12 protein-coding genes are annotated in these 12,308 nt (G+C 70.2%); 10 read left to right on the forward strand and 2 right to left on the reverse strand.

All coding sequences use genetic code 11. From position 1 onward, the window contains the following. The 9 genes from ABTZ89_RS26395 to ABTZ89_RS26435 form a co-directional block, all read left to right on the forward strand. Positions 1–474 (forward strand): UTRA domain-containing protein (locus ABTZ89_RS26395; protein ID WP_351049476.1); only part of this gene is annotated, 474 nt, incomplete at its 5' end. Further along, positions 471–887: a phosphonate C-P lyase system protein PhnG gene (locus ABTZ89_RS26400; RefSeq protein ID WP_351049479.1), complete on the forward strand. Its 417-nt coding sequence runs from the start codon at positions 471–473 to the stop codon at positions 885–887. The genes ABTZ89_RS26395 and ABTZ89_RS26400, both read left to right, overlap by 4 nt. Then, positions 887–1,465 carry a phosphonate C-P lyase system protein PhnH gene (gene phnH / locus ABTZ89_RS26405; RefSeq protein WP_270949555.1) on the forward strand — a complete coding sequence of 193 codons (579 nt, stop codon included), beginning with the start codon at positions 887–889 and terminating at the stop codon, positions 1,463–1,465. The genes ABTZ89_RS26400 and phnH overlap by 1 nt, the downstream gene beginning before the upstream one ends. Beyond that, the gene (locus tag ABTZ89_RS26410; RefSeq protein ID WP_351049482.1) at positions 1,465–2,574 is read left to right on the forward strand and encodes a carbon-phosphorus lyase complex subunit PhnI; all 1,110 of its coding nucleotides are present in this window, start codon (positions 1,465–1,467) and stop codon (positions 2,572–2,574) included. Before phnH ends, ABTZ89_RS26410 begins: the two co-directional genes overlap by 1 nt. After that, on the forward strand, positions 2,571–4,349 hold the full coding sequence (locus ABTZ89_RS26415; protein WP_351049485.1) for an alpha-D-ribose 1-methylphosphonate 5-phosphate C-P-lyase PhnJ: 1,779 nt from the start codon (positions 2,571–2,573) through the stop codon (positions 4,347–4,349). The genes ABTZ89_RS26410 and ABTZ89_RS26415 overlap by 4 nt, the downstream gene beginning before the upstream one ends. Before the next feature lie 7 nt (positions 4,350–4,356). Then, complete coding sequence (locus tag ABTZ89_RS26420) at positions 4,357–5,085, forward strand: ATP-binding cassette domain-containing protein (protein WP_270949552.1); 729 nt, start codon at positions 4,357–4,359, stop codon at positions 5,083–5,085. 70 nt (positions 5,086–5,155) lie between these two features. Further along, positions 5,156–6,340: an alpha-D-ribose 1-methylphosphonate 5-triphosphate diphosphatase gene (locus tag ABTZ89_RS26425; RefSeq protein ID WP_351049488.1), complete on the forward strand. Its 1,185-nt coding sequence runs from the start codon at positions 5,156–5,158 to the stop codon at positions 6,338–6,340. Next, complete coding sequence (locus tag ABTZ89_RS26430) at positions 6,337–7,110, forward strand: alpha/beta fold hydrolase (RefSeq protein WP_351049491.1); 774 nt, start codon at positions 6,337–6,339, stop codon at positions 7,108–7,110. The genes ABTZ89_RS26425 and ABTZ89_RS26430 overlap by 4 nt, the downstream gene beginning before the upstream one ends. Before the next feature lie 102 nt (positions 7,111–7,212). Beyond that, positions 7,213–8,007: an alpha/beta fold hydrolase gene (locus tag ABTZ89_RS26435; protein ID WP_351049494.1), complete on the forward strand. Its 795-nt coding sequence runs from the start codon at positions 7,213–7,215 to the stop codon at positions 8,005–8,007. Here the strand turns inward: ABTZ89_RS26435 and ABTZ89_RS26440 are convergent, their stop codons facing one another. After that, positions 8,008–8,451 (reverse strand): hypothetical protein, encoded by a 444-nt coding sequence (locus ABTZ89_RS26440; protein WP_351049496.1) that lies wholly within the window; start codon positions 8,449–8,451, stop codon positions 8,008–8,010. It lies immediately after the preceding gene. Between the two features lie 534 nt (positions 8,452–8,985). Here ABTZ89_RS26440 and ABTZ89_RS26445 point away from each other — a divergent pair. Further along, positions 8,986–10,251, forward strand: coding sequence for a hypothetical protein (locus ABTZ89_RS26445; RefSeq protein ID WP_351049499.1), 1,266 nt, complete (start codon positions 8,986–8,988; stop codon positions 10,249–10,251). On the opposite strand, the gene ABTZ89_RS26450 is transcribed toward ABTZ89_RS26445, so the two are convergent. Next, a complete protein-coding gene (locus tag ABTZ89_RS26450) occupies positions 10,245–12,197 on the reverse strand; it encodes an NB-ARC domain-containing protein (RefSeq protein WP_351049502.1) in 1,953 nt (650 codons plus the stop codon). The genes ABTZ89_RS26445 and ABTZ89_RS26450 overlap by 7 nt on opposite strands. Between the last annotated feature and the right edge of the window lie 111 nt (positions 12,198–12,308).

Consider the following 12,308-nt stretch of genomic DNA (forward strand, 5'->3'; position numbering starts at 1 on the left):
GTGCTCGCCGAGCATGCGCCGCGCGATGTCCACCGGCAGGTCGTCCTGCCCCAGGTGCCCGCCGAGGAGGTGGAACGGCTGGAGCGGCCGGTCGGCAGCGACGCCAGCCTGCTGATCCGCCAGTACCACGTGGACGACCTGCTGCACGGCTGGTCCAACGAGTGGATCCCGGCCGACGTGCTGGCCGACCTCGACATCGCCGTGCACCGGGTCGAGTCGGTCGACGCGATCCTGCGCCAGATGAGCCGCGTGCAGCCGGTCCGCTCCTGGTGCCGGGTCAGCTACGCGCTGCCCGGACCGGACGTGGTGGCCGGGCTGGAGATCGAGTCCGGCCGGCCGGTGTGGCTGGTGGAGAGCGTCAGCCGGGACGCGGGCAGCGGTCGGCCGGTGCTGTGCAGCCGCTCGTGGTCGCGCCCGGATTCCGCCCGGATCGTCGTCGAGATGGACGGGCCGTATCAACCGGAGGACGAGTGAACAGGGAACAGCGGACCGCGTTGCTCGCGGTTGCCGAACCGGACGAGCTGATCGAGCTGGCCGATGCCTGCCTGGCCGCCGGCCCGGCGCCGACGGTGCTGGTGGCACCGGAGGTCGGTTGCGTGTCGGTGCAGGTGCGGGAGCCCGTCGTGCGGGACCGGTTCCTGCTCGGCGACGTGCTCGCCTGCCGCGCCGAGGTGGAGCTGGACGGATCGCGGGGCTGGTCGATGCGGCTCGGCGACGACCGGGCCGCCGCACTGGCCGCAGCGATCTTGGACGCCGCGGTGGAGGCCGGACGGGCCGAGGCCGAGGTCGACGAGCTCTGCGCGCGGGTCGCGGAGAGGCAGCGCGCGGCCGAGCACGCCGAGTGGGCCGAGCTGGCCCCGACGATCGTCGAATTCGAGGAACTGTGATGACCGCGTCCTTGGCGCCCCAGCAGGCGCAACAGGTGTTCCGAACGGTGCTGGACGCCCTCTCCCGACCGGGCGAGGTGCTCCGGTTCCCCGCAAATTCAATGGAAATCGGACCTCGAAATTCCATTGAAATTGCGGAACCCCGAGTCCCGGCGGCGTTGTTGCCGGTGTTGGCGCTGGCTGATCTCGAGACTCCGGTGCACGTCGACGGTTGGGCCGATCTCGTGCGCACCCGGACCTCCGCGCCGATCGTCGAGCGCGCCGAGGCACGCCTGGTTGCGCTGCTCGATCCGGTCGACGACCTGGCGGGATTCCGCGTCGGGAGCGCCGGTGCGCCGGAGGAGGCTGCGCTGATCGCTCTGGCAGTGCGGGGGTTCGAGGACGGGCCGCTGCTGCGGCTGTCCGGGCCCGGGGTGCCGGGGCGCCGCGAGCTGCGGGTGTCCGGGTTGCCCGCGGACTTCGCCGCGCAGCGGCGCGCCCTGATCGCCTTCCCCGCCGGGTTCGACCTGCTGCTGGTGGGGCCGGGCGGCGAGGTCGTCGGGCTGCCGCGTTCCACCCGAGTCGAGGAAGGTGCCTGATGGGATATTCCGGAGTGCGCGGTGGGATGGAAGCCATCCTCGCCGCCGAAAGACTGGTGCGCCGCTCGCGCGACCACGCCCCGGCGGAGTGGGCCAGCACCGAGCAGATCGTCCTGCGCTTCCGGCTGGCCGTCGACCGGATCATGGGCGAGGCCGGGCTCTACCACGCGCCGACCGCCGCGCACGCGTTCCGCCAGGCGGAGGGCGATGTGCTGGAAGCGGCGCACCTGGTCCGGGCGCACCGCTCGACGTTGCCGCGGCTGGCGGTCACCGAGCCCGTCGACACCGACGAGATGGTGGTGCTGCGCCGCATCGTCCCGGCCAACCGCACCCCGGACGGGCCGCAGCTGCTCGGCCGCACCACCGACTACACGGGTCGTCTGCTGGAACGACCGGAGAACCGCCCGGAACCCGAACAATCCACTGTGGACGAGCGCGCCGACCGGACGTCCGAGCAGCGGCACCCGCGCCGCTTCTACCAGTTGCTGCGCGACCTGGACCTGGTCGTCGAGCACGGCGAACGCGCCGAGGACCCGGAACCGTTCGACATCACCCGCCGCGCCGCCCGCCCGCCGGCCCCGCGGTCGGCCGTGCTGTCGAGCATGGCCCGCGCCGAAACCGGCGCGCTGGTCGGGCTGTGGTACCGCTCGATCCTCGGCCCGGACGGCGACGTCCACGAGATCACCCTCGGCGACACCCGGCACGGCCGCGTCCCGCTGCGGATCGCCCACCCGCACACCGGGAACCCGGTGGAGATCGGGGAGATCCGGGTGACCGAGGTGGAAGGCATCGAGGACCTCGACGGCGCGGAGGAGGACCGCACCCGCTTCGACGTCGGGTACGGGCTCTGCTTCGGGCACAACGAGCGCAAGGCGATCGCGATGGCGAACCTGGACATCGCCTGGCGCCGCGCCGACGAGGACAGCCCGCTGGAGCAGCTGCTGCTGCTCACCACCGACGGGCTGGACTCCGGCGGCTTCCTGGAGCACCTCAAGCTGCCGCACTACGTGACGTTCCGGTCCATGGTGGACCGCAAGCTCGCCCGGCGCGAAGCGCGCGGCTCGACCGAGCCGCGCGTGCCGGAGCCGTTCGGGGAGGAGTGCCGATGAGCACCGCGGTGCGGGATCTGCTGGCGGACGACGAGAACACCGCCGGGATCCTCGACGAAGGCGCCAAGCGCGAGATCCGCCGGGCCGCGCTGGTGGCGGTGTGCGTGCCCGGCTACCAGGTGCCGTTCGGCTCCCGGGAGATGCCGGTGGCCCGCGGCTGGGGTTCCGGCGGGCTGCAGGTGACGCTGGCCGTCATAGGCGAGCCGGACGTGGTGAAGGTGATCGACCAGGGCGACGACGGCGGGGTCAACGCCGTCAACCTGCGCCGGATGATCTCCTCGACCACCGGCTGCTCGGCCAGCACGGACACCCGCGAGGCGACGGTCATCCAGACCCGGCACCGGGTTCCGGAGGAGAGGCTGACCCGGCAGCACGTGCTGGTCTACCAGGTGCCGGTGCCGGAACCGCTGCGCGGCGTGCAGAAGTCCGTCGTGGAGTGCGCCCGGATGCACGCCGAGAACGACTACTCGGCGATGTGGGTGAGCTTGTACGAGGACGTGGTCCGCAACGGCGTGATCACCAAGTCCACCGGCTACCCGGTCCTGGTGGACGGCAGGTACGTGCTGGCCACCAGCCCGGTCCCGCGCTGGGACGTGCCCAAGCTGCACCAGTGCGAGCACCTCAACCTCTACGGCGCGGGCCGGGAGAAGCGGATCTACGCGATCCCGCCGCACACCGACGTCGTGCCGCTGACCTTCGACGACATCCCGTTCGAGGTCGAGCAGGTGCCAGGTGCGAGCTGCAAGTACTGCGGCTCCACCACGAGCTTCCTGGTCGACGGCGGCGAGGGCGAGTACGTGTGCAGCGACTCGGACTGGTGCTCCCGCGTCGAGGCCGGCGACGCCGATGTGGCGGGGCACCGGCTGCCCGCCGAGCTGCTGCCGGAGGTGGACCGGCGCCCGGTGGAGGTCGTCGAGCCGCCCCGCCCGGTCGATGGTCCAGAGTGGACGCTGAAGGTCGAGGGCATCGGTCGCGTCTACGGCCCGGGCGGCGCGAATGCCGTGGCCGGGACCGGGCCGGAGCACGGCACCGCGATCAGCCCGAGCACCGGCGCGGTGGTCGCGGCCTGGGACGTCTCCTTCGACGTCGCGCCGGGCGAGGCGCTCGGCATCATCGGCGAGTCGGGGTCGGGCAAGTCGACCGCGCTGCGCTGCGTCATCGGCGACGAGCCCGCGACCAGCGGCAGCGTCCACCTGGCCGGGGTCGACGGCGGGGCGACGGATCTCCTGCGGATGGACCCCGCGGAGCGGCGGAAGCTGCGGGTGGACACCATGGCCGTGGTCTACCAGGACCCGGCCGCCGGCCTGGACCTGCGCGTCACCGCGGGCGGCAACGTCGCCGAGCGGCTGACCGCCGCGGGCTGGCGCGGCTACCGCGCGATCCGCAAGCGGGCCGCTGAGCTGCTCGACCGGGTGGAAGTGCCGCTGTCCCGGATGGACGACCCCGTCGCCACCTTCTCCGGCGGCATGCGCCAGCGCGTGCAGATCGCCAAGGCCCTGGCCACCGAACCGCCGGTGCTGCTGCTCGACGAACCGACCACCGGCCTGGACGCCTCGGTGGCCGCCGGGGTCCTGGACCTGCTGCGCGGGCTGCTCGACGAACGCGACATCGCGGCGGTGGTGGTCAGCCACGACTTCGCGGTGATCGAGGCGCTGACCGATCGGAGCCTGGTGATGCAGCTCGGCAGGGTCGTCGAGCGGGGCCTCACCGACCAGCTGTTCGCCGACCCGCACCACCCCTACACCCAGCGGCTCGTCGCGGCCGCCCGGAGGTGAGTCCACAGTGGATCCAGTGCTGACCGTCCGAGATCTGCGCAAGACCTTCACCCTGCACACCATCGACGGCCGCACGGTGGTCTCGCTGCGCGGCGTCGACCTCGACGTGCGCGCGGGAGAGCACGTGGCGATCGCCGGACCGAGCGGAGCGGGCAAGTCCAGCCTGCTGCGCTGCACCCAGCGCAGCTACCTGCCGGACGCCGGTTCGGTGGTGCTGCACACCGACGACGGGCCGGTCGACCTCGTCGGCCTGCCGGACCGCACCCTGGCCCGCCTGCGGGGTCGGCAGCTCGGCTACGTCTCGCAGTTCCTCTCCGCGCCGCCGCGCACCGGGCCGCTGGAGGTGGTCGCGACGGCGGCCCGCCGCCGCGGGCTGGACCGGGCCGAGGCGCGGGACGCGGCTGCGGAGTCGCTGCGCCGCCTGGCTCTGGACGAGGCGCTGTGGGACGTGGACTGCGGTGTCCTGTCGGGCGGGGAGCGGCAGCGGGTCAACCTCGCCGCCGGGACTGTCCGGCCGCCCCGGTTGTTGCTGCTGGACGAGCCGGTTTCGGCGCTGGACCCGGAGAACCGCGAACGAGCGCTCGAGCTGATCGCGTCGCTGACCGATCAAGGGGTGGCCGTGCTGGCCGTGTTCCACGACCTCGACGCGATCCGCCGCCTGGCGACCCGCGTGGTTGAAATGGCCGACGGCCGGATCGTCCGCTCCGGAACGGCAGAGGAGGTGCTCGCGGCGTGAGTGCACGGGGTCGTGAGTGCATAGCAGTGCTCCAGCACGGCTTCGCACTCACGAGGAAGGTGGTTCCGGCATGAGCAGTGCAGTTCAGATCCAGAGCTGGCCGCTGGCCACGACACCGCAGGACTACGTGCTCGGGCACGTGCGGGCCGTGCTGCCAGATCGGGTCACCGACGACAGTCGGGTGGTCGTGCGCAACGGGCGGATCGAGGCGGTCGAGGACCACCCGGCGGGCGCGTCGTGCGACGTCGACGGCGGCGGATTGCTCTGCATTCCTGGGCTGATCGACGTGCACAGCGATGCTCTGGAGCGCGAACGCGCGCCTCGGCCGTCCGCCGTGCTGCCCTGGGACTTCGCGTTGCTGTCGTTGGAGGGCAAGCTGCGCGCGGCTGCGGTCACGACGGTGTTCCACGGCGCGGCGTTCCAGCACAAGACGTCGCGGGGGATGGAGCGGACGGTCGGGAGCGCGGCCGAGCTGTGCGAGACCGTGCGCGCCAGGGGAGCCGGGCCGGTGGACCACCGGGTGCTGCACCGCCTCGACGTGCGATCCGAAGAAGGCGCGAAAGCGCTTGCCGCGCAACTCGATTCGGCGGAAACGCCGGTGCTGGTCTCGCACGAGGACCACACGCCGGGCATCGGGCAGTACGTCGACCGCAGGCAGCTGGAGCGCTACTTGGTCGGCGCCGACGGCATGACACCGGACGAGGCCGAGCAGCACGTCACCGACATGATCGCCGACCGCGGCGAGCTGCTGGACGTGCGCGAGGAGAACCTGGCCTGGCTGGGCGGACTCGCCCGCGCCGGGCGGATCCGGCTGCTCGGCCACGACCCGGAGTCGGCCGCGGAGATCAGCGCCCTGTGCACCAGGGGCGGGGCGGTGGCGGAGTTCCCGACCACCGAGGCGGCGGCCGTCGCAGCGCGCGAGCACGGCTTGCCGGTCGTCGCCGGGGCCCCGAACGTCCTACGTGGACACTCGCACGCCGGGAACGTCTCGGCCCGCGAACTCGCTTCCCGCGGTCTGGTCACAGCACTGGCCTCGGACTACCTGCCGTCGGGCCTGCTGGGCGCGGTGTTCCGGCTGGTCGACGACCTCGGCCTGCCCGCAGCGATCGGCCTGGTGACCTCGGGTCCGGCCGAGGTCGCGGGGCTGACCGACCGCGGCCGCCTCGAACCGGGCCTGCGCGCGGACCTGGCGCTCATCGCGCCGGGAAACCCCTGGCCCCAGGTCCGCGCGGTCTTGCCGGGAGGTGCGGAGTGATCAGGTGGTCGGTACCGGATCCGGAGATCCCCACCGCGGCGCACGCGGTGCTGGCCGGCGCGGCCAAGGCGGCGTCGGCGGCCTTCCGGGACGCTCGCGCGCACTTCGAGCTGTCCCGCCCGTCCGTCGTCGGGCACTCGCTGGGCGGCGTGGTCGCCGCGCTGTGGGCGCTCCGGCACCCCGACTGCCCGGCCGCGATCAGCCTCGACGGCCACCGCGCGGCGCTCACCCACCCGGAGAACTACGCGGGCCTGCCGAGCGAACGGCTGCACGCCCAGCTCGACCGCTTGCGCGAGGTCTTCGAAGCGCAGACCGCGGCAGCGGGGCAATCGATGAGCACCGAACAGGCCAACGCCGTGTTGGAGCAGCAACGCGCCTTCGCGGCGCAGGCCGGGCTCGACGTCGAGCACTGGATCGAGCTGACCCGTCGCGGCTGGCAGGTCCACGACGGCCGGACGCAGGTGCGGCCAGGGCGGGAACTGCTCGAATCGCTGCGCCGAGCCCCGGAGTTCCTCGACGCGCTGCCGGTGTTCGGCAAGCTCAGCAGCCCGTTCCTGCTCGTCCTGGCCACGCGAGCGGCCGGATTCCCGCCAGAGTTCACCGACCTCGTGCAGGCGTTGCAGGACGGCCTTCGGCGCGACCTCGCCCTGCTCGTCGCCGACCAGCCCGCCCTGGAGGTCCAGGAGGTCGACGCCAGCCACGGCATGGTCTTCGAAAACCCCGGCGAGATCGCCGAGATCGTCCTGGCGTTCCTGCGCGACCACCGCTGATCAGCAGCCCCGAACGCGGCGACAACCGGCCGAGCGCTGGACCGGGGCCGTCGCGGAACGCAGAATCGATCACAGCAACCGGCACCGGGGAGTTGATCGAGCTTGCAGACCGCGACGGCCGCGCTGAACGGCATCCAGACGCACTACAGCGCAGGCGGCTCGGGACCGGCCGTGGTGTTCGTGCACGGCCTGGGCCAGGACCACCGCAGCTGGCAGCGCCAGCAGGAGGAGTTCACCGACCGCCGCACCTACGCCTACGACGTGCGCGGCCACGGCGCGAGCACCCTCGGCGCCGCCGACGGCACCCTGGCGCAACTGCGCGACGACCTGCTGGCGTTCCTGTCCGAGATCTCCGGGCCAGCGGTGTGCGTGGGCTTCTCGATGGGCGGCACGGTGGTCCTCGCCGCCGCAGCGGAACGCCCCGACCTGGTCACCGGCGCGGTCGTCATGGGCACGTCGTCGGTGGTGAGCCGAGCAGCAGCGGACTTCTTCCGGCAGCGGGCCGAGGAAGCTGCCACGGACCCCGCCGCCGCCTTGCGGTCGCTCCGCGAGGACACCGCGGCGATGATCTCCCATTCCACAGTGGACCTGGACGAGCAGGTCGCGCTCCGCGCCGCGGCGATCGGCGACGGCGCCGGCTACGCCAACGCGGCAACGGCGATGGCCGGGCTCCGCGAGAACCCGCTGACCCCGGACCTGGCGGCGATCAAGTGCCCGGTGACGGTGATCGGCGCGGCCGACGACGCGCTCTGCCCCCGCAAAGCGGCCGACATCCTCCTCGAATCGCTCCCCAGCGCGACATACCGGGAGGTCCCCGACGCCGGCCACCTCATGAACGTCGACAACCCGAAAGCCACCACAGCCACCCTCCGCGCAGCGTTGGCGGATCAGACCTGATCAAGCCGCACGCAGGAGTTCCTTCATCGAACTCCGCGCAGCCTCGACCGCATTCCGGTACTCGAGGCCGGCTTCGACCACCACCTGGCTCGCCGCACCGTTGCGCTGCCGCACGAGCAACAACCGGTCCGCCGCGGTCAAGACCTCCTGCAGCGGCCCGTCGGCGAGGTCCTGCTCGTGGAGTTCGACGTGCGCTGCCGCTTCCCGCAAGGACTCCAGCACCGAATCCGGGGAGTCGAGCGAGGAGGTCAGCTGGCGAGCGGGTACCAGGAACTTGGCGAACCTCTCCTGCTGCAGCTCTTTCGCCTTCTCGAATCTCCGGTCGTCGCGCTCCTGGACGAATCGCCTGTCGGTCCGGGCAGCCGTCAACCAGACACCCGCGAGCGCTCCCAGCGGGCCGAGGAACGCGACCAAGGCGGTGATGTAGGCAGGTGTTGACCCCATGCCTCGGCACGCTACCGGCCTCACTGCCAGGCCGGATCCGAACGGTAGAATCGGACCGGAAACGCCCCCACAGGAGAAATTGCGTGTCGGCTTCACCCTGGGTCAAGGTGCCCGTCGGCCCCGACGGCCCGCGGTGGTCCACAGTGCACCCGCTGCGGACCGTCCTCGTGGTCGTCCACACCCTGACCGCGTGGAACCGGCTCGCCGACATCCTGCCGATCTTCGACTCCGACCACCGCGTGCAGGTGGTGTTCACCTTCCCGCGAGCCTCCGCCATCGACTCCGACGTCGAGCACACCCTGCACGAACACGGAGCGGTCCGGATCGACTGGTCGCAGGCGGTCAGCACGAAGTTCGACCTGGCCATTTCCGTGCACAACAGCGGCGATTTGCATGAATTGAACGCGCCACTGATCACGCTTTCACACGGAATGGGCTATACTAAATACGCCAATCACAGAATCACAGAATCACAGAATCACAGAATCACAGAATCACAGAATCACAGAATCACAGAATCACTCCGTCTACGGCTTGTCGCCGGAGTGGCTGGTCCGAGGTGGTTCGGTCGTTCCGAAGGCCATCGTGCTCTCCCACCACGAACAGCTCGACCGGCTCGCAGCGACGACTCCGCAAGCACTGCCAGCAGCTGTCGTCGCGGGTGATCCCTGCTTCGACCGCTTGCGGGCGAGCCTCCCGGAACGGTTCAGGTACCGCCGGGCACTGGGCGCCGATGAGAGCTCGACAGTAGTCGCGGTCTCGTCCACGTGGGGCGACAATTCGCTGCTCGGCCAGCATCCCGATCTGATCGCCGAATTGTTGGCGGAACTTCCGGACGACCACATCGTCGCCGCCATCATGCACCCGAACACCTGGTACGCGCACGGCCCTTGGCAGTTGCGCTATTGGCTCGGCAAAGCGCTGCGCTCGGGTCTTCGACTGATCCCGCCCGCCGAAGGTTGGCAGCAAGCCATCATCGCCGCCGACGTGACGATCGGCGATCACGGCGCCGTGACGGGGTATTCGGCCGCGCTCGGAAAGCCCACGCTGCTGGCCACGTTCCCCGAATCCGAGGTCGCGGCCGGTTCAGCGGTGGCCGCATTCGGTGCGGCCGCATCACGTTTGGACATGCGCGTCGGTCTGGCGGTCCAACTCCACGAAGCGGTCCAGCAGCACAGCGCTGATCAGTTCCGCGAGGTCGAGCAGTTGACCAGTTCGGTTCCAGACGAATCCGCGCAGCACCTCAGACGATCCTGCTACCGCATCATGCGGCTGCCGGAGCCGCCCGGCTCCGCGCCCGTTCCGGTATATCCAGCCCGAGCTCTGGCACCGGAGCGAGACATCGTCCGCGCCTGGTGGATCAGCGGTGAGTGGCGCGGGGCCGACGTGCAGCTGACCCGGTGGCCTGCCGACGTGAACCTCCGCCGAGGGCGAAAACCCGTTTCTCCGGACCGGTTCCTGGTGGTGCGGAGCACTCATCCGCAGCGCGACGTTCGCAATTCGGCCGCCGTCGTGATCCACGAGGTTGACCTGACCGATGAGGTCGACGATGCCCTCGCGCGGACTCTGGCCGCGTTCCCCGCTTGTCAGCTCGCCGTCGCCACCACCGGCGAGCAGTGCTGGATGCAGAACCGCGACGGCAGGCGGCTGGCAGCGACCGCACTGGACGTCGTGGCCGCAGCGGCAGCCGTCCACCTGTGGTCGGAAGAGGATCGGGACTGGTCGGCGATCCCGCCGCGATTCGCTCTGGGGGTGTCTGCGCGCCGACTCGACGTCGTGATCGCGACGGGCGATCAGTGACCTGATTCCTCGAGCTTGGCCTTCACCTCGTCCACCTTGGTATCGCCGATCTTCTCGTACAGCACCAAGGCTTCCTCGTACGACTCGACCACTGCGGCCGCATCACCGTCCTCGGCGGCCGCATCGCCGAGGTCGACCAGAACGTCGGCCAGCAGCTTCACGGCACCTTCGCTCCGGAACAGTTCCGCAGCGGCTGACAGGTCCGCGCGTGCTCCCACCCCAGCGCGGACCCTTCCCCTGGTGTGCAAGCACTTCGCCCGGTTATCGGGTTCCTTCGTCCCCTCGCCGAAGTACTCCAGGGCACGGCTGACGTGCTGCTCCGCGCGCTCCCGGTCGCCGAGCTTCCCGAACGCCCTCGCTCGTTGCAGGCTGATCAGCGCGAACATCCGCTCCTGCTGCTCCGGACTGATCTCCTCCGCGGTGGCTTCCTCGACCACCTCCCAGGAAAGCGCGTAGTCCTGCAGTGCGCCCCGCAGATCGCCTCGCTTGGCCTTGAGCTTGCCGATCCACTCGTAAGAGCTCTGCTGGCCTTGCTTGTCACCGATCTCGTGTGCGATGCGGCTGAACTCGGCGAAGTCCACCTCCGCGCGGTCGAGTTCGCCGACCGCGAGGTGACCGGCTCCGCGCTGCTGGTGCAGCTGCATCCGGGCAGCCCGGTCGGTCGCGACGTCCAGCGCGATGTCGTGCACTTCGAGCCAGACGTCGTAGTGGTGGTGGTAGTGCAGGTACTTGAACAGCAGGACCGCGAGTTGGACGGCTGCCTCGCCCCGCCCCAGAGCAGGTGCTTCCCGCACGCAAGCCAGCAGGTTGGACAGCTCCGCGGCAAACCAGTCCAACGCCTCCTCGCGCGTGACTTCGAACTTCGGCTCGGGAACCTGGTCGAACAGCGGCCCGGCTCGCCACCGGTCGGACAGCGCCCGGTCTCGCGGGTTGGCCTCGCCCACGAACCACGTCACGAGCTCCGCTTTCAGCTCGCGGCAGAGTTGAGCACCGTCCTCCCGATTTGCCTTCTCCTGCGCATCGATCCGGACGAGATCGTGGAAATCGAAGCGCTCCCCGTCACTGATCAGCAGGTTTTGGTCGACCAGGTCGTGCAGCACGATCGCGGCGTCATCCGCACTCGAACCCAGCACGACGGCTGCGGCATCAGCGGAGAAGGACGAACCGGGGATCAGGGCACACCGCCGGTAGACGCATCGCAACTCTTTGGGGAGTTCTTTGTAAGCCACCTCGAGAAACGAGGGAATGCGCGCCTCGTCGTCGAATCGCAGCAGAGCGGAACTCGATTCTCTCAGCTTGTTGAGCAGGGGTCCGGCGAGCACGGCGCGCCCGACCAGTTGAGCCGCCACGACCTCGATCAGCAGTGGGATACCCCGGCAAAGACTCGCGAGCTCCTCGATCGCGGAGTCGTCGATTTCGGCAGCCGTTTCGCGGAGGTGATAGCGGAACAGGTCCACCGCTTCCTCATCCGGCAGCTTCTTCACCCAGTACCGTTCGAACCCAGCTGGGATCAGCGAACGGGACAGCTCGTGTGCGATCACCACGATCGCCGATTCCGGCGAGTTTTCCGGAACCAGGTCTTTCAGCAGGTCAGACCGCACCAGACCATCGACCACGATCAGCTTTTGCAGTTTGCTCAGCCGTTGGTGGTACGCCGCCTTGAGACCTTCACGGGTGGCGGCCAGCTCTGTCTCCGGAACCCCCAGGTTGAGCAATGCCTGCCGCAGCAGGAACGTCTCTGCCACCGAGTTCCCGTCGACCTGCTGGCCGTAGAGCCAAATTGGCTGGCCGTCGAAGAAATCCCGCTGCCGTTCAGCGAACTCCCGCACCAGGCTCGATGTCCCCACCCCGGGCATGCCGTGCACCTGCATGCGGCAGATGTGCCCGTCGCCCCGGCATTTGCGCAGATGATCACGCATTTGGCTCAGGACTTCGTGCCGGTCCATGAACCTCTCCGCTCGCGCCTGCACCAGGACCACTCCCCCATTTCGAGACCGCCGGAAAGATCGCGCGCAGTCCACGTTAACGCACGCTGCGTGCACCCCGGAAAAGTCCGA

The organism is Saccharopolyspora sp. NPDC002686, assembly GCF_040295745.1.
Taxonomy (GTDB): domain Bacteria; phylum Actinomycetota; class Actinomycetes; order Mycobacteriales; family Pseudonocardiaceae; genus Saccharopolyspora; species Saccharopolyspora oryzae.

What these genes read in the sequence shown, in the direction of transcription:
- phnH (WP_270949555.1), top strand. Translation starts at nt 887, where the DNA reads ATGACCGCGTCCTTGGCGCCCCAGCAGGCGCAACAGGTGTTCCGAACG.
- ABTZ89_RS26410 (WP_351049482.1), top strand. Translation starts at nt 1,465, where the DNA reads ATGGGATATTCCGGAGTGCGCGGTGGGATGGAAGCCATCCTCGCCGCC.
- ABTZ89_RS26425 (WP_351049488.1), top strand. Translation starts at nt 5,156, where the DNA reads ATGAGCAGTGCAGTTCAGATCCAGAGCTGGCCGCTGGCCACGACACCG.
- ABTZ89_RS26440 (WP_351049496.1), bottom strand. Translation starts at nt 8,451, where the DNA reads ATGGGGTCAACACCTGCCTACATCACCGCCTTGGTCGCGTTCCTCGGC.
- ABTZ89_RS26450 (WP_351049502.1), bottom strand. Translation starts at nt 12,197, where the DNA reads ATGGACCGGCACGAAGTCCTGAGCCAAATGCGTGATCATCTGCGCAAA.
- ABTZ89_RS26415 (WP_351049485.1), top strand. Translation starts at nt 2,571, where the DNA reads ATGAGCACCGCGGTGCGGGATCTGCTGGCGGACGACGAGAACACCGCC.